The sequence below is a fragment of the Sphingomonas zeae genome, assembly GCF_014197135.1.
Taxonomy (GTDB): domain Bacteria; phylum Pseudomonadota; class Alphaproteobacteria; order Sphingomonadales; family Sphingomonadaceae; genus Sphingomonas; species Sphingomonas zeae.
The window spans coordinates 92,136-107,796 of record NZ_JACIFA010000002.1; the positions used below are offsets into that span (position 1 = coordinate 92,136).

The 15,661-nt window shown below is 65.9% G+C and carries 15 protein-coding genes; 3 read left to right on the forward strand and 12 right to left on the reverse strand.

Annotation, left to right across the window (positions count from 1 at the left end; genetic code table 11):
- Positions 1 to 71: 71 nt before the first annotated feature.
- The 4 genes from GGR45_RS03555 to GGR45_RS03570 form a co-directional block, all read right to left on the reverse strand.
- The gene (locus GGR45_RS03555) at positions 72 to 971 is read right to left on the reverse strand and encodes a TraB/GumN family protein (protein WP_175312783.1); all 900 of its coding nucleotides are present in this window, start codon (positions 969 to 971) and stop codon (positions 72 to 74) included.
- A gap of 31 nt (positions 972 to 1,002) precedes the next feature.
- Positions 1,003 to 1,446: a hypothetical protein gene (locus GGR45_RS03560; RefSeq protein ID WP_175312784.1), complete on the reverse strand. Its 444-nt coding sequence runs from the start codon at positions 1,444 to 1,446 to the stop codon at positions 1,003 to 1,005.
- The gene (locus GGR45_RS03565; RefSeq protein ID WP_175312785.1) at positions 1,437 to 1,634 is read right to left on the reverse strand and encodes a hypothetical protein; all 198 of its coding nucleotides are present in this window, start codon (positions 1,632 to 1,634) and stop codon (positions 1,437 to 1,439) included. The genes GGR45_RS03560 and GGR45_RS03565 overlap by 10 nt, the downstream gene beginning before the upstream one ends.
- Positions 1,635 to 1,703: 69 nt before the next feature.
- A complete protein-coding gene (locus GGR45_RS03570; RefSeq protein WP_175312786.1) occupies positions 1,704 to 1,907 on the reverse strand; it encodes a helix-turn-helix transcriptional regulator in 204 nt (67 codons plus the stop codon).
- A gap of 247 nt (positions 1,908 to 2,154) precedes the next feature.
- Here GGR45_RS03570 and GGR45_RS03575 point away from each other — a divergent pair, with 247 nt between their 5' ends.
- The 3 genes from GGR45_RS03575 to ppdK all read left to right on the forward strand — a co-directional run bounded on the left by GGR45_RS03575 (position 2,155) and on the right by ppdK (position 7,873).
- Entirely contained in the window at positions 2,155 to 2,994 is an 840-nt protein-coding gene (locus GGR45_RS03575) for a glycine--tRNA ligase subunit alpha (RefSeq protein ID WP_175312787.1), read from the forward strand.
- Positions 2,994 to 5,087, forward strand: coding sequence for a glycine--tRNA ligase subunit beta (gene glyS, locus GGR45_RS03580; protein WP_175312788.1), 2,094 nt, complete (start codon positions 2,994 to 2,996; stop codon positions 5,085 to 5,087). The genes GGR45_RS03575 and glyS overlap by 1 nt, the downstream gene beginning before the upstream one ends.
- Positions 5,088 to 5,212: 125 nt before the next feature.
- Complete coding sequence (gene ppdK, locus GGR45_RS03585; protein ID WP_175312789.1) at positions 5,213 to 7,873, forward strand: pyruvate, phosphate dikinase; 2,661 nt, start codon at positions 5,213 to 5,215, stop codon at positions 7,871 to 7,873.
- 276 nt (positions 7,874 to 8,149) lie between these two features.
- On the opposite strand, the gene GGR45_RS03590 is transcribed toward ppdK, so the two are convergent.
- The 8 genes from GGR45_RS03590 to GGR45_RS03625 all read right to left on the reverse strand — a co-directional run bounded on the left by GGR45_RS03590 (position 8,150) and on the right by GGR45_RS03625 (position 15,641).
- Complete coding sequence (locus GGR45_RS03590; protein WP_175312790.1) at positions 8,150 to 8,512, reverse strand: hypothetical protein; 363 nt, start codon at positions 8,510 to 8,512, stop codon at positions 8,150 to 8,152.
- A 79-nt stretch (positions 8,513 to 8,591) separates the two neighbouring features.
- Positions 8,592 to 9,584, reverse strand: a complete 993-nt coding sequence (locus GGR45_RS03595; protein WP_175312791.1) for a type II secretion system F family protein — start codon at positions 9,582 to 9,584, stop codon at positions 8,592 to 8,594.
- On the reverse strand, positions 9,585 to 10,565 hold the full coding sequence (locus tag GGR45_RS03600) for a type II secretion system F family protein (RefSeq protein ID WP_175312792.1): 981 nt from the start codon (positions 10,563 to 10,565) through the stop codon (positions 9,585 to 9,587).
- 4 nt (positions 10,566 to 10,569) lie between these two features.
- Positions 10,570 to 11,835 (reverse strand): CpaE/TadZ family protein, encoded by a 1,266-nt coding sequence (locus tag GGR45_RS03605; protein ID WP_175312793.1) that lies wholly within the window; start codon positions 11,833 to 11,835, stop codon positions 10,570 to 10,572.
- Complete coding sequence (locus GGR45_RS03610; RefSeq protein ID WP_175312794.1) at positions 11,832 to 12,509, reverse strand: CpaD family pilus assembly lipoprotein; 678 nt, start codon at positions 12,507 to 12,509, stop codon at positions 11,832 to 11,834. Before GGR45_RS03610 ends, GGR45_RS03605 begins: the two co-directional genes overlap by 4 nt.
- A gap of 26 nt (positions 12,510 to 12,535) precedes the next feature.
- Entirely contained in the window at positions 12,536 to 14,074 is a 1,539-nt protein-coding gene (locus GGR45_RS03615) for a type II and III secretion system protein family protein (protein WP_246358034.1), read from the reverse strand.
- Between the two features lie 2 nt (positions 14,075 to 14,076).
- On the reverse strand, positions 14,077 to 15,096 hold the full coding sequence (gene cpaB, locus GGR45_RS03620; RefSeq protein WP_175312795.1) for a Flp pilus assembly protein CpaB: 1,020 nt from the start codon (positions 15,094 to 15,096) through the stop codon (positions 14,077 to 14,079).
- Positions 15,097 to 15,146: 50 nt separating this feature from the next.
- Positions 15,147 to 15,641, reverse strand: a complete 495-nt coding sequence (locus GGR45_RS03625; RefSeq protein WP_175312796.1) for an A24 family peptidase — start codon at positions 15,639 to 15,641, stop codon at positions 15,147 to 15,149.
- Between the last annotated feature and the right edge of the window lie 20 nt (positions 15,642 to 15,661).

Below are 15,661 nucleotides of genomic sequence, written 5' to 3' on the forward strand. Positions count from 1 at the left end.
GACCATGACCGGAAGCGGCGGCGCATAGCGGCAAAGGCCCTGAAAGACAAGGCCGGTGCCGCCGCGCGCGATCAATAGGCGATACGCTCGGCCTTGATCCCCTGCTTGGCGAGTTGCGCCTGGACGCTGTCATTGCCCGCCAAGTGGCCGGCACCCACCGCGATGAAGACGGTGCCGGGCTTGGCCATCCGCTCCTTGATCCACGTCGCCCAGCGCGCGTTGCGGTCGGTCAGCAAAGTCTTGGCGACCTCGGGCGAGTCCTTCAGGCTGTCGTTCATCGTCTTGGCCAGCGCATCGGGATCGCCCTTGGCCCATTCGTCGACCATCTCGGCCATTTCCTCGCCCGCCTTGGGCAGATCCTCGACCGTCGAGGTCAGGAAGTCGATCTGTGCCTTTTGCGACAGGCCGTTGAAATAGCCGATCTGCTGCTCGGCGGTCTCCAGCCCCGCGACCGGCTTGTTCGCCGCCTTGGCCGCGTCGGCCAGCACCGTTTCGGGTCCGTTCTTGGGATCGTAGCCCAGCTTCTGGATCGGCGCGATCGACAGGGTGACACCCGCCAGCCACGGCTTCATCCGGTCGAACGCCTGGGGCGGCAGGCCCGCATCGGTCACCGCCTTCAGATAGGCACCACGCTTGTCGGCGGGCAGCTGCTCGGTCAGGGTAGGGCCGCTGGTGATGATGCCGTTCTTCAGCACGATCTGCTGCATCGTCGCCTGGTCGGGCTGGACCATCTCCAGCATCAGCTGGTCGGACTTGTCGAACGCGGTCTTCACCGCCTCGTCGAACCAGGACAGGCCGGGCTTCAGCACATGGATGGTGCCGAACAGATAGATGGTGGTGTCGGCATCCTTGACCACCCAGAGCGCAGGGTCGGCGTCATTGGGGTTCGGTGCGGGCTTGCTCTGCGCACAGGCAGGCAGCGCCAGCATGAGCGCGAGCGAGGTGAGGGCGGCTTTCATGATCGTCTTCATGGGATCGGACTTTCGGAAAAGGAAGGGAAGATCAGACGTATTTGCGCCACATCCAGACGATGCCGCACGTGGCCATCAGCGCGCCGTAAACCCATTCAACCTGAAGGGCAGGCAACACGCCGCCGCGCCACAGGAACCACCAGACCGGAGCGCCCAGGCCCACGACGTAAAAGGCCGCCAAGGCGCCGTCGCGATAAGCGCGGCTTTCATGCTCGTCGACGACTCGGTGCCAGCGCCAGGAAATGATCGGCACGACGACGCCCCAGATCACGGCCATGAGGATCGCGAACCAGAGCGGCAGCGGCGCTGTCCACATATGGGAAGCGCTGGGCTTTACCCCTGCCGGGGTGGACAGGATCGCGACGATGGCCATGGCCAGGCCGACAACGCCGCCGACAGCGCCCGAAAGGGCGACCAGCCTGCGATTGGCGCGCTCGCTCGGCCCCTTGGTGATGCGCGAAGATTTCATGGCCATGGTCGCACCTCGATGGAAAGACGGACGGAAAATCTGGGCATCGCGACCTTGTGGGTGGCGACGGTAGCGTCCTGCAGGTTCGGGCGGAGCGTATGGAACGTGATGTCGCCCATCCGTCCGGCACCCCAGCCGAGCAACGACACCGCGATGCCGCTGCCGATGACCGCGCGGGTCAGGCGGCGGCTCATGACCGCACCCCGATGCAGGAAAAGGCCATGCCGATCACGATCGCGACCTCGCCCCAGCGGGTGTCGCCCTCACTCACCATGATGCTCGTCATCGAAAATCTCCTCGATGGGCAATTCGAACAGGCGGCCGATGCGGAAGGCGAGCGGCAGCGAGGGGTCGTATTTCCCGGTTTCGATGGCGTTCACGGCTTGCCGCGACACGTCCAGCCTGCCGGCCAGCTCCGCCTGGCTCCAATTGCGTTCGGCGCGCAGCACCTTGAGGCGATTTTTCATGTCCACCTCCTCTTGCATGGCCAACCTCCCTTGTCACTCGTGCATGACGTAATGTCAGGTGACCATGACAAAGTGACAGTGAGCCGCGATATTGTCAATAACACCTGACAAAATATCATGGGTGGCTGACTAGCGGGCGTCAGAGGCATGGCCGCTCGCCTTGACCGCGAAGGGGGCATCCGCCAAAGCCTGCGCCATTATGCAGACCCGAAACGGCACCCCGGAGGGACCCCTTTCCTTCCAGCGCATGATCCTCACCCTCCATGATTATTGGAGCGAGCGGGGATGCGTGATCCTGCAACCTTATGACATGGAAATGGGGGCGGGCACCTTTCACCCCGCGACCACGCTGCGCGCGCTGGGGCCGGACTCGTGGAACGCCGCCTTCGTCCAGCCTTGCCGCCGCCCGACCGACGGCCGCTATGGCGAGAACCCGAACCGGCTTCAGCATTATTACCAATATCAGGTGATCCTGAAGCCCTCGCCCGCCGACTTGCAGGACCTGTATCTGGGCAGTCTGGCGGCGATCGGCGTGGACATGACCAAGCACGACATCCGCTTCGTCGAGGATGACTGGGAAAGCCCGACGCTGGGTGCCTGGGGCCTCGGCTGGGAAGTCTGGTGCGACGGGATGGAGGTGACGCAGTTCACCTATTTCCAGCAGATGGGCGGATACGACATGAAGCCGGTCGCGGGCGAGCTGACCTACGGGCTCGAACGGCTGGCCATGTACATCCAGGACGTCGACAATGTGTACGACCTGCGCTTCAACGATGCGGGCGTGAGTTACGGCGACGTGTTTCTCGAAAACGAGAAGCAGATGTCGACCTGGAACTTCGAGATCGCCGATACCGACACGCTGTTCGACGCTTTCCGCAAGGCGGCGGCCGAGTGCGAGCGCTGTCTGGAGGCAAAGCTGCCCATCCCCGCCTATGAACAGGCGATCAAGGCCAGCCACACCTTCAACCTGCTGCAGGCGCGCGGCGTGATCTCGGTGGCGGAGCGCCAGGCCTATATGGGCCGCGTCCGCGATCTGGCGAAGGGCGCGTGCGGCGCCTGGATGGACAAGAACGGCTGGGCCGCGTGATGACCGATTTTCTGCTCGAACTTCGCTCCGAAGAAATCCCCGCCCGGATGCAGGCGGGGGCGCGGGAGAATCTCGCCAAGCTCTTCGCCGCCGAACTGGCCAAGGCCGGGCTGTCGGCGGGTGAGATCGTCACCTATGCCGGTCCCCGCCGTCTGGCGCTGATCGCGCGTGGCCTTCCGCCCGCGACCGAGGCGGTGTCGGAGGAAGTGAAGGGGCCGCGTGCGTCGGCGCCGCCGCAGGCGCTCGAGGGCTTCCTGCGCAAGACCGGGCTGACGCGCGAACAGCTGACCGAGCGTGACGGCGTGCTCTTCGCGATCACCGAAAAGCCCGGTCGTGCGACAGCGCAAGTGCTGGCCGAGGCGATCCCGGCGATCGTCCGCGCCTTCCCCTGGCCCAAGTCGATGCGCTGGGGCGCGGAGTCCGCCTCGACCGAGTCGATGCGCTGGGTACGCCCGCTGCACGCGATCGTCGCTCTGTTCGGCGGCGAGGTGGTGCCGTTCGAGGTCGCCGGGATCACCAGCGGCAATGTCACGCGCGGCCACCGCTTCCATGCGCCTGCCGAGATTCTGCTGACCGGCGCGGACACCTATGTCGCGCAGTTGCGCGCCGCCAAGGTGCTGGTCGATCAGGACGAGCGCGCCGCGATCATCCGTGCGCGCGCCTCGGCGCTGGCCGCCGAGGCCGGGCTGGAACTGGTCGAGGATGAAGGGCTGGTTGCTGAGAATGCCGGGCTGACCGAATGGCCGGTGCCGCTGCTCGGCCGCTTCGATGAGGCTTTCCTCGAGGTGCCGCCCGAAGTCATCCAGCTGACCGCGCGGGTGAACCAGAAATATTTCGTCTGCCGCGATGGTAACGGCAAGCTGGCCAACGCGTTCGTCTGCACCGCCAATATCGAGGCGACCGATGGCGGCGCGAAGATCGTCGAAGGCAATGGCAAGGTACTCGCCGCCCGCCTGTCCGACGCGCGCTTCTTCTACGAGACGGACCTGAAAGCGGGCCTGCAAAATTTAGGGTCTAAGCTTGGGCGTTTGATATTCCATGAAAAGCTGGGTGACATGGGCGGTAAAGCCGAGCGCGTGGCTTGGATTGGTCGTTTGCTAGTTGAGCAGTCCAAAATATTCTCAAATGGTCCCAAGATTGAACCCTTGAGCACGCTTTCGGAAGGTGATCAGATTCGCCTTATCGAGACCGCAGCGAAACTTTCCAAGAATGACTTGGGAAGTGGTATGGTCGGGGAATTTCCCGAGCTGCAAGGCATAATGGGTGGATATTATGCTAATGCTCAGGGCGAAGACCCTCAAGTCGCAGATGCCATTCGCAATCACTACAAGCCAGTTGGAGCGAGCGATGACGTTCCCAATGGACCGATTGCTATAGCTGTATCGATTGCAGATAAGCTTGATACGATATTGGCTTTCTTTTCGATTGGAGAAAAGCCTACCGGGTCGAAAGATCCATTTGGGTTGCGTCGCGCAGCCCTTGGTGTCATCCGCACAATCATTGTAAACAAATTACGATTTAGATTGAGAGACGTCTTGGGGCAGGTGCAATTGCCAGGGCTGTCTGTGCCTGACGTTGATGGTGTCATCGCCTTTTTTATCGACCGATTGAAGGTGCAGCAGCGGGAAGCTGGTGTTCGGCATGACCTGATCGACGCCGTCTTTGCGTTGGGAGGAGAGTCGGATATGGTTCGCCTTCTTTCGCGCGTCCATGCGCTGCAAGCCTTCGTCACTACCGACGACGGCACCAACCTGCTCGCCGGGTACAAGCGCGCCGCGAATATCCTGAAGAAGGAAGGCGTCGAGGGCGACCAGAGCTGGACCGCGCCGACCTATACGCTCGAGCCCGCCGAGGCCGATCTGATCGCCGCGCTCGATGCGGCCGAGCCCAAGGCGGCCGAGGCGGTGAGGGCCGAGGATTTCGAGGCCGCGATGGCCGCGCTCGCCTCGCTTCGCGCGCCGATCGACCGGTTCTTCGACGATGTCACCGTCAACGACGCCGATCCGGCCAAGCGGACCGCGCGCCTCGCGCTGCTCGCGCGGGTGCGGGCCGCCGTCCATACGGTGGCGGATTTCTCCCGGATCGAGGGATGAATTGAGCCGGATCGGGAAACGACGTTGCGACGTTCCTGTCTTCCCCTCCGGCAATATCGCCTTATGTACACCGACGCCTGTGTCCCCAGGGCGTCGGACGTGACGACCAGTAAAGGATCGAACCGATGACCTATGTGTACCGTTTCGGCGGCGGCGTTTCGGACGGCGGCAAGGGGGACAAGAACCTTCTCGGCGGGAAGGGCGCCAATCTCGCCGAAATGGCCTCGATCGGGCTGCCCGTGCCACCGGGCTTCACCATCTCGACCGCGATGTGCACCCGCTATTATGAGGATGGCGAGCAGTTTCCGCAGGAGTTGCGCGACGAGGTCGCGGACGGCATCGCGCATATCGAGGCGGTGACGGAAAAGCGCTTCGGCGATCCGGAAAACCCGCTGCTGGTTTCGGTCCGTTCGGGCGCGCGGGTGTCGATGCCGGGCATGATGGACACGGTGCTGAACCTGGGCCTGAACGATGAAACCGTCGAAGGGCTGGCGAAGAAGGCGGGCGACGAGCGTTTCGCCTGGGACAGCTATCGCCGCTTCATCCAGATGTATGCCGATGTCGTCCTGGAGCTGGATCACGGCGCTTTCGAGGAAGCGCTGGAGATCGCCAAGGAGGATAACGGCTTCACCCTCGATACCGAGATGTCGGCCGAGGACTGGAAGACGCTGGTCACGACCTATAAGCGCCTGGTCGAGGAGCAATGGGGCAAGCCCTTCCCGCAGGACGTGCACGACCAGCTCTGGGGCGCGGTCGGCGCGGTGTTCGGGTCGTGGCAGTCCGAACGCGCCAAGGTCTATCGCCGCCTGAACGACATTCCCGCCGACTGGGGCACCGCCGTCAACGTGCAGGCGATGGTCTTCGGCAATATGGGCGACACCTCGGCGACCGGCGTGGCCTTCACGCGCGATCCTTCCAAGGGCGACCGCGCCTATTATGGCGAGTTCCTGATCAATGCGCAGGGTGAGGACGTGGTGGCGGGCATCCGCACGCCGCAGTACCTGACCAAGGCCGCGCGCGAGGAAGCGAACGCCAAGCCCGCCTCGATGGAAGAGGCGATGCCCGAGGTCTATGCCGAGCTGGCCGCCGTGTTCGACCAGCTCGAAACGCATTACCGCGACATGCAGGACATCGAGTTCACGGTCGAACAGGCCAAGCTCTGGATGCTCCAGACCCGCTCGGGCAAGCGCACCGCCAAGGCGGCGCTGAAGATCGCGGTCGATATGGCGAATGAGGGCCTCATCACCCGCGAGGAAGCGATCGCGCGAGTCGATCCGGCGGCGCTCGACCAGCTGCTCCACCCGACGCTTGACCCCGATGCCAAGCGCGACGTGCTGACCAAGGGCTTGCCCGCGAGCCCGGGTGCGGCTTCGGGCAAGGTGGTGTTCGACGCCGATGCCGCCGAGCGCGCGGCGGCGGCGGGCGAGGCGGTGATCCTGGTCCGTGTCGAAACCAGCCCCGAGGATATTCACGGGATGCACGCGGCGAAGGGCATCCTGACCGCGCGTGGCGGCATGACCAGCCACGCGGCGGTCGTGGCGCGCGGCATGGGGCGGCCCTGCGTCTCAGGCGCGGGCTCGCTGTCGATCGACAACAAGGCGAAGCTGCTGCGTGTGGGTAGCCGCGAGGTTCGCGAGGGCGACATCCTGACGCTTGACGGTTCGACCGGCGAGGTGATGGTTGGTGCGGTCGCGACCGTGCAGCCCGAGCTGGCGGGCGATTTCGCCACGCTGATGGAATGGGCCGATCAGGTCCGGCGTCTGAAGGTGCGCGCGAATGCGGAAACCCCGCTCGACTGCCGCACCGCGCGCGAGTTCGGCGCGGAGGGTGTCGGCCTGTGCCGCACCGAGCATATGTTCTTCGATTCGGCACGGATCACCGCGGTGCGCCAGATGATCCTGGCCTCGGATGAAGCGGGCCGCCGCGCCGCGCTCGCCAAGCTGCTCCCCGAACAGCGCGCCGACTTCACCGCGATCTTCGAGGTGATGGCGGGCCTACCGGTAACGGTCCGCCTGCTCGACCCGCCGCTGCACGAGTTCCTGCCGCAGCAGGAAGCCGAGTTCGCCGAAGTCGCGACGGCGGCGGGCGTCGATGTCGATACGCTGAAGCGCCGGGCGAACGAGCTGCACGAGTTCAACCCGATGCTCGGCCATCGTGGTTGTCGCCTGGGCGTGACGTACCCGGAAATCTACGAGATCCAGGCGCGCGCCATCTTCGAGGCGGCGCTCGACGTCGCGGAGAAGTCCGGCGAGGCGCCGATTCCCGAGGTCATGATCCCTCTGGTCGCCACGCGGCGCGAGCTGGAGCTGATGAAGGCGGTGGTCGACAAGGCCGCACAGGCCGTCTTCGCCGAGCGGGGCAAAACGGTCGAGTATCTGGTCGGCACCATGATCGAATTGCCGCGCGCCGCGCTGAAGGCGGGCGAGATCGCCGAGGTGGGCGAGTTCTTCTCCTTCGGTACCAACGACCTGACCCAGACCACGCTGGGCGTCAGCCGCGACGATGCCGCGCGCTTCCTGGGCGTCTATGTCGAGAAGGGCATCTACGCCAAGGACCCGTTCGTCAGCCTGGATGTCGATGGCGTGGGCGAGCTGGTCAGCCTGGCGGCCGAGCGCGGCCGGGCGACGCGGCCCGGCATCAAGCTGGGCATCTGCGGCGAGCATGGCGGCGATCCGGCGTCGATCGCCTTTTGTGAGACCGTCGGGTTGGATTATGTCTCGGCCAGCCCCTACCGCGTGCCGATCGCGCGGCTCGCGGCGGCGCAGGCGGCGTTGAAGGCACGGTGATTTTGGGGGAGGGATGTGGCTAGGTTTCGCCCGGCCACTTTCCCTCCCCATCCAGTTTCAGGTAAACGATGCCCCGCATCGTTTAGGTCATGCCGGGGGCATGACCGGCCTGAAACTTGCTTGCGGGAGGGGAGCGTTACTGGGCAACCGTTCCGCTTCCTGAAGAGCCGTAGGCCGCTTTAAACGCTCGACGATTCCACTTGGCACGCCCCTCCCGCAGGCGGGAGGGGATGGGGGAGGGCAGGGTGTCTCACCGAGCCCACCCGACGAAAACCATCACCCGTGTGTCGTCACCCGGTTCCCGAAGTCGAACCACCCGCGACGCGCGCCGGCCGGATAGGCCGGACGTGCGGCACTCGCCGCGACCGGACGGTACGCAGCCCGCTCCACCACCGGGGCCGCCGCAACCGGCTGGGCGTTCGCAAGCCGCTGGTTCTCACGCTCCAGCTCGGCGATGCGGGCCTGTGCCGCTGACAGCTTGGCCTCGGTATCCTTGACCTGCGCGGCATGGGCGTCACGCTCGGTGGAATAGCGGGTGCGCCATTTGCGGCCGCCCGGATGGCTTGCCAGCCCGAAGAGCCAACCCGCGATAAGGACCAGCCCCAGCACGGCGAACTGCGTCGTCGAAGTGAACAGCATCGCGTCGATCCCATCCTGTTGAATATGTCTGTTACGACCGATCAACGACTGGATTGGATGCTGGTTGCGAAGGCGGGGTCTATTGCCCCGCGATCAACGTATCCTTGATCGAGCAGGCGGCTGGCCCCAGGATCACGACGAACAGCACCGGCAGGATGAACAGGATCAGCGGCACCGTCATGATCGCGGGCAGCCGCGCGGCCTTTTCCTCGGCGCGCATCATGCGTTCGTGGCGGAACTCGGCCGAAAGCACGCGAAGCGCGCTGGCGAGTGGCGTCCCGTATTTCTCGGTCTGGATCATCGTGGTGACGACCCCGCGCAACGACTCCAGATTGACCCTCATGGCAAGATTCTCCAGCGCCTGGCGCCGGTCGGTCAGGAAGCCGAGTTCCACCGACGTCAGCTGGAACTCATCGCCCAGTTCGGGATAGGCGCGGCGCAACTCGCGGGCGACGCGGGCAAAGGCGGCGTCGACGGTCAGGCCCGCTTCCGCACAGATGACCATCAGGTCCAGCGCATCGGGCAACCCCTTGCGGATCGCGGCGGTCCGCTTGTCGACCTGGTTCTTGAGCGCCAGATCGGGCGCCTTGTAGGACAGGACCAGCGTGCCGGCGACGATCATGTAGCGGCTGAAACCGCTCCAGTCGGCGAAGTCCTCGGTGCCATAGACCCATAGGGCCATGGTGCCGCCCAGCACGATCGGCAGGGCCAGCCGCCCGAAAATCACCGCGACCGCCATTTCCTTCGAACGGATACCCGCCTGAAGCAAGCGAATCTGGATCGCCTTGACCTGTTCGTCCTGGAGCATCTTGAAGGTGCTCAGGACCGCGCGCATCCGCTCCAGCAGCGTGGCGCGGTCGATCAGTTGCGCGCGACGCTTGGGCGCGCTGTCGATCCCGGCCTTGAGTAGTTCGCGCCTCTCGTTGAGCGCGCGGACCCGGCGAGCCATCGGGTCGCGCGTGCCGATCACGGCATAGCCCGCGACCAGCAGCGCGAAGACGCAGATGCCCCAGAGCAGTGCGGCCAGCGACGCGGGATCAAGGGTAAGAACGGCGGACGCGGGACTGGTCATTCAGATCTCGAAACTGATCATGCGGGACATGATGAAAGCGCCCAGGCCCATCCATGCGAAGCCTGCCGCCCCGACCAGCATCAGGCGCGGATCGACGAAGAAGCGCGCCATATAGGGCTGGTTTATCATCCAGATCATGCCGAAGACGGCAAAGGGCAGGACGCCGATAATATAGGCCGACGCCTTGGATTCGGACGACATCGCCTTGATCTTCAGCTTCATCTGCGCGCGCTTGCGCAACACCTCGGCGAGGTTGGCCAGCGTCTCGGCCAGGTTGCCGCCGGTTTCGCGCTGGATGGCGATGGCGATGACGAAGAAGCGGAATTCGGCAATATCGAGCCGGTCCGCAGTATCCTGAAGCGCGGCGTCCATGCTGCGGCCGATCCGCATCCGGTCGGTGACGGCACGGAATTCCTCGCCCACCGGGCCGGGAATCTCCAGTGCAACGACCGCCATCGTCTCGGAGACCGGCAGGCCCGAGCGCAGGCCGCGGACGAGCAGGTCGATGGCATCGGGAAAGCGGATGACGAACTTGTTGCACCGTTTGGCAATCATTCGCCCGACGATGATATGCGGCATCCAGAGCCCGAGCAGGACGCCGAGCAGCAGCGCGCTGAAGAAGGACAGGCCAAGGATCATGAACAGGATCAGAAGGCCGAACGCCAGCCCCGCGCTCGCCATCCCATATTGGCCGACGGTCCAGTCGCGCCCGGTGCGATCCAGCCGCGTCGCCAGCTTCGCCGGGTTGGGGAGCAGGCGAGCGAATGCCTTGTCCATCCGCGTGTCCCCGGCCAGCGCGATACCGCGCGAAGCGGCGACCGCCTCCATCGGCTTGCCGACATCGAGTGCGACGCGGCCGCGCAGTCCCGCCAGCCGCCGCGTCTGGCCGCGGGACCGGCCGGGGGCGGAAAACGCTGCCATGGTCAGCATCAGCGTCAGAAAGACGCCGAGAGCCAGGATCAGGGTCGTCGCGTTCGACATGCCGTCAGTCGGCCCGTGTCCGCTTGGTCAGCAGCGACTTCAGGTCGAAGCGGTCGAGCAGCCCGCGTCGCGCGGGTATGGCGGCCCCGCCGAGTTCGGCCGAGGCGCAAAGGCGCTGCGTCAGCTCGATGAGCGGGGCGATGGTGCGCGACGTTCGGCCCAGATCGGCGATAGGCTTGCCGACCTTGGCAGCCTGGACCACCAGCTTGGGGTCATAGGGCACGGCGAAGTCGACCGGACGCTCGATCGACCCTTCGAAATCGCTTTGCGCTATTTCGCTCTGCGCGGGCGGCTGTACCCGATTGGCGAGCGTCAGGACGGTCGCCTGGGGGGCATGGGTCCTGATCCAGGCAAGCAGACGGATCGTGTCGCGCGCGGCGGCCAGGGTCAGTTCGGTGACCAGCACGATGGTCTGCGCGGTCGCCACCAACATCGGCTGCTGGATCATCATGCCGCGCGGCAGGTCGACGATCGTCGTCTCGAAATTGAGGCGCATCTCGTCCTGCAACTGCGCGAAGGCGAGGCCGTCGGTCAGGATCGGGGCGCTGATCGGCGCTTCGGCCGACAGGATCGCCAGCTTTTCGGACGCCTTGACCATGGCGCGTTCGAGGAACAGCCCGTCGATGCGGCTGGGATTGTCGATCGCATCGACCAGTCCGCGCCCCGGCTCCAGGTCCAGCGCCAGCGCGGCGGTGCCGAAATGGACGTCGAGGTCGAGCAGCGCGGTCGTCCGGTCCAGCCGGTCCGCCATCAGCCAGCCGAGCGAAGTGGCGACGGTCGATGCGCCCACGCCGCCACGCACGCCGACCACCGCGACGCTGCATGGCGCCTTTTCCGGGGTCATGTCCGGGGCGCGGGGGGCATGGAGGATGGTGCGCGCCTGGCCGATCGTGTCACGCAACTGGTCGGCGTTGATCGGCTTCAGCAGATAGTCGTGCAGCCCGCTCGCCATCAGCGAGCGGTACAGCCGCACGTCGTTGACCGGACCGACCGCGATGACGATCGTGCCGGGCTCGCAGACCTCGGCCAGATTGTTGATCTGGGCCACGGGGTCGGCGATGTCGGTCAGGTCGACGAGCAGGATCTGGGGGCTGGCCGACACCGACAGCGACTGGATCGCACCGGGCAGGCCACCCTTCGTGACCTTGTCGACCGACCAACCCTGTTCGGCCACCAGCGGGCGGATCGCCTCTGCCGTCCAGTCGTCGCTGACAAAGGCCAGGAACGGCTCCCGGACGGTCAGCATGGCGGGCTTCCAGGGGGCGTTCACTGCAGGCCTCCCACACCACCGGCCGGAGCGCCGCCGCCGTTCTGGCTGCTGTTGGGATCGCGCAGCACGGTGCCACCACGGCCCGTCGGCGGCGCGGCGCGCAAGGCCTTGACCCCGCGTGTGCCCGTATCCGTGTCGCTGGTGGCGGAACCGCCGACGCCCTGGACCAGGTCGGTCGGGTTCGCCACCATCGCGGCCAGGTTGCGATTGACCGCGCAGCCATGGTTGGAGGAAGTCATGCCCTCCACATCGGGCGAGGTGTCGCTGCGCAGATCGGGACAGCCCGGCACGACCGCGCGGGCGCGGGTTACGACCACGCGGATGGTCGAGGGGGCGACCGGGCTGCGCGCGATCGACGAGGCCTGACCGAGCAACAGGCCATAACGGCCGACGACGTTCGCCACCTCGCGATAGGCCGCCGCCCCTTCGCCTGCCGGATCCTCCACGGCGACGCGGTCGCCATAGCCCAGCCGAAGATTGCGCGCCCAGCCGTCGAGCCGCCGATCCTCATCCGCCGCCAGACGACTGCCCGACAGTGCGAGGTCCAGCACATAGTCGGTCTGCGACACGACCGGCTGATGGGCGGACTCCAGCCCAGGCTGACCGGCGCCCATGCAGCCTGCGGTCATCAGCACCAGGCCGAGTGGCATCAGGAGGAGTGGGGAACGACGCATGGGGCGCAATATCCTTAGGCAAACGGTCATTCGGAAAAGCCCGGTGTCGGCATGGTCCTGCGGTTGGGCGGCGTGGACGCGGCGGGGAGCCCGGTGGCGACCCCGGCAGCCATCGGGCGGCCCTGCACCGGCGAGGCCAGAGTCGGGACGGCGCGCGGCTTCGCGTCGCCGCTTCCCATCCGCCCCAGCAGCACCCGCTCGGCATCGTTCGGCGATCGCATCCCGTCGGTCGGCAGCGCTATGTCCGAGGGGGAATTGACCGGCTTCACCAGATAGGGGGTGATGATGATGACCAGCTCGGTTTCGTTCCGCTTGAAGGCGTTGGAGCGGAACAGCGAGCCGATCAGCGGCAGGTCGCCCAGCCACGGGGTCTTCTCGATCGAATTGTCACGCGAGTTGGCCAACAGCCCGCCGATCATCATGCTTTGGCCCGAACCCAGCTCCAGCGTGGTTTCGGCGCGCCGGGTGGTCAGTGCGGGGATCGACGTTCCGCTGATCGTGACGGCGCCCAGCGATGAGAGTTGCGATACTTCCGGCCGGACGCGCAGTGAGATGCGTCCGTCCGACAGCACCGTCGGCGTATAGGATAGGCTGACGCCATATTGCTTATATTCGACCGACACCGCGCCGAAGCCGCTGGCCAGCGGAATGGGAATCTCGCCGCCCGCCAGGAATGTGGCGGTCTCGCCGGACAGCGCGGTCAGATTGGGATTGGCGAGCGTCGATACCTGACCCAAGGTCTCGCCCAGATCGATCGCGCTGAGCAGGTCCATGCCCAGCACGCGCCCGCCCAGGCCCAGCGTCGTGCGCTGGGCGCCGGGGTTGAACGTATATTGGGTGCCGGTCACGGCACCGGCGGCATTGGTGACGTTGGTAATGCTACCCGGATTGCGCCCCGAGGCGATGCCGAACACGAAGCCGCTGGAATTGGAGTCGCGGTTGAGCAGGTTGACGCCGATCTGCTTGACGAAGCTGCGGTTCACCTCCGCGATGCGGACCTGAAGATTGACCTGGAGCGGGGTCGCGGTCTTCAAACGGCTGATGATCCGGGTGTCCTTGCCGACATAGGCCTGGACCAATCGCTCGGCCTCGGCGGCATCGTCGGGCGAGGCGATGGTGCCGGTCAGCAGGATCAGGCCGTTCATCGGGGTGGCGACGATCTGCGCCTCGGGCATGGCCAGCTTCAGCATCCGCCCGATCGAATCGAGATTGTTGCCGATACGGACCGTCGCGGCATAAACGACGGCCCCGCCGCGCGCCGTGGCCGACACGGTCGTCTCGCCGGGCTTCTTGCCGAAAATATAGAGCTGGGTCGGGGAACGGACCTGCACGTCGGCGATGCTGTCATCGGCGACGAACAGGTCGGTCATCGGCCGGGGCAGCGTAATCAGCCGCGCGCGTCCGGTATTGATCTCCAGCGCACCCGAACCATCGCTGGCCGGGGCCGCATCGCCCGGCCCGAACGGGGCCGACCGCGCGGGCGCGGGGGCGAACAGAAGCGGCGCCAGCAGCAGCAGGACGGCAGAGGTGCGGGGCGTGCGCGAACGCATCGATCGGAGCGACATGGTCAATTCCCACCCCCCATGGTCATGGCGCTCGGTACGGACGCGGCGGCGGATGGCCCCCCCCTTGCGACCCGTACGCCCGCGCTTTCGGACAGGCTGCGCATCGCCTGGGCGGCGGTGCCCATCCCTGCAGTCATGGCCGGCGCACCGCTCGGCATGGCTATGGACCCGTGACTGGGTACGGAGCCATCCTGGCGACCGGGGACGGTACGCCGCTGATAACGAGACACGTCGGCCCCGGTGACATAGGAGGCATGGTCGACCATCGGCTGCGCAGCGGCGAACGTATCGCCTCCGGTACGCAGGTCGGCCGGGCGCTCGGCCAGCGCGCGCAGCGACAGCGACAGGGTGCCGACCGTCTGCGCGACCGCGAGTTGTTCGGCCATTTTGGGCGTCGCCTCGACGGTGACGGTGGTAAAGGTATGCACCGGCGTCTTGCCGTCGTCGGCCGCCTGATTGTCGGTGCGTTGGTCGGTCGCCAGGACGCGGATATTGCGCAGGATCGTCTCCGACACCTTGAGCGGGGGGCCGTCGCCGCCGCCCGCGACGTCCTGGGTCAAGACCATGTCGATCCGGTCGCCGGGAAAGACGAAGCCCGCCACCGCCGTTTGCGCCGACACCGGCACGGTCACGGCGCGCATTCCCGGCGTCAGCGCCGCGGCCAGGAAACCGCGATCGCCAGGGCTCACCACCGCGCCCTGGGTCAGCGGCTGACCCGCAGTGATCGCATAGCGCAGCACGGTGCCCTGCAACTTGGCGATATCGGCCTGACCTTTGACATAATAGGCGCCAGCCAGCATGTCCTTGGGCCAGGGCTGGAATTTCAGCGCGGTGGGATCGATGATCGTGCCGACCGGCAGGGTGCGGGTCGCCACCAGTATCTCGGCCTGCGGCGCGACCGGCGCTGCCACGGCGTGAGCCTCGGGAACGCTGCTACCGGATGTGACGGTTCGAGCGAATAGGGCGGTGATCCCCGCAATCAGCAGGGCCCCGACCAGCAGTAACACTTTGCGACTGTCCATCCTGCGTTCTTCGGCCTCGACCGAGCCCGTTGCTCGGTCCGTTGGGTTGGTTAAGTAGACGGAAAGGGGTTAAATAACGGTTCCTGGAGGATCACGAGCGCGGCGATCGCGATGGCGACGCCGTAAGGAACCTCGATCGCCAGGGTCGAATCGTCCGGCTTGCGAATGCGCAGGCGGTGGCCGATCAGCATTGCGATCGTGACCGCGCCGCCCGCGATCGACATGACCAGCATCATGCGGAACAGCGACGGCAGCGGAAGCCACAGCGCGATCGCCGCGATCATCTTCACATCGCCGCCGCCCATCATCCCGATGCGGAACGCCTGCGCGAACAGCAGGAACACCGCCAGCGCGATCCCGATCTGCACGGCCATGTCCGGCCAGACAGCCAGGCCACTCGTCCACCACCAGAGCGGGGCCAGCAGCGCGATGGCGATGTTCTTGCGATCGGCGATCTCGCGGGTGCGCGCATCCTCGATCCCCGCCGAGACCAGCAGCAGGACGAGCGCCACGAGCAGCGCGATACGCAATATGGTCCATTCCATGGCATGAAGCTCTAGACGGC

Coding starts and splice junctions, on each gene's coding strand:
- GGR45_RS03570 (WP_175312786.1), bottom strand. CDS start 1,907: ATGAAAAATCGCCTCAAGGTGCTGCGCGCCGAACGCAATTGGAGCCAG.
- GGR45_RS03560 (WP_175312784.1), bottom strand. CDS start 1,446: ATGGCCATGAAATCTTCGCGCATCACCAAGGGGCCGAGCGAGCGCGCC.
- GGR45_RS03575 (WP_175312787.1), top strand. CDS start 2,155: ATGATCCTCACCCTCCATGATTATTGGAGCGAGCGGGGATGCGTGATC.
- GGR45_RS03600 (WP_175312792.1), bottom strand. CDS start 10,565: ATGTCGAACGCGACGACCCTGATCCTGGCTCTCGGCGTCTTTCTGACG.
- cpaB (WP_175312795.1), bottom strand. CDS start 15,096: ATGGACAGTCGCAAAGTGTTACTGCTGGTCGGGGCCCTGCTGATTGCG.
- GGR45_RS03615 (WP_246358034.1), bottom strand. CDS start 14,074: ATGTCGCTCCGATCGATGCGTTCGCGCACGCCCCGCACCTCTGCCGTC.
- GGR45_RS03590 (WP_175312790.1), bottom strand. CDS start 8,512: ATGCTGTTCACTTCGACGACGCAGTTCGCCGTGCTGGGGCTGGTCCTT.
- GGR45_RS03595 (WP_175312791.1), bottom strand. CDS start 9,584: ATGACCAGTCCCGCGTCCGCCGTTCTTACCCTTGATCCCGCGTCGCTG.
- GGR45_RS03610 (WP_175312794.1), bottom strand. CDS start 12,509: ATGCGTCGTTCCCCACTCCTCCTGATGCCACTCGGCCTGGTGCTGATG.
- GGR45_RS03625 (WP_175312796.1), bottom strand. CDS start 15,641: ATGGAATGGACCATATTGCGTATCGCGCTGCTCGTGGCGCTCGTCCTG.
- glyS (WP_175312788.1), top strand. CDS start 2,994: ATGACCGATTTTCTGCTCGAACTTCGCTCCGAAGAAATCCCCGCCCGG.
- GGR45_RS03555 (WP_175312783.1), bottom strand. CDS start 971: ATGAAGACGATCATGAAAGCCGCCCTCACCTCGCTCGCGCTCATGCTG.
- ppdK (WP_175312789.1), top strand. CDS start 5,213: ATGACCTATGTGTACCGTTTCGGCGGCGGCGTTTCGGACGGCGGCAAG.
- GGR45_RS03565 (WP_175312785.1), bottom strand. CDS start 1,634: ATGAGCCGCCGCCTGACCCGCGCGGTCATCGGCAGCGGCATCGCGGTG.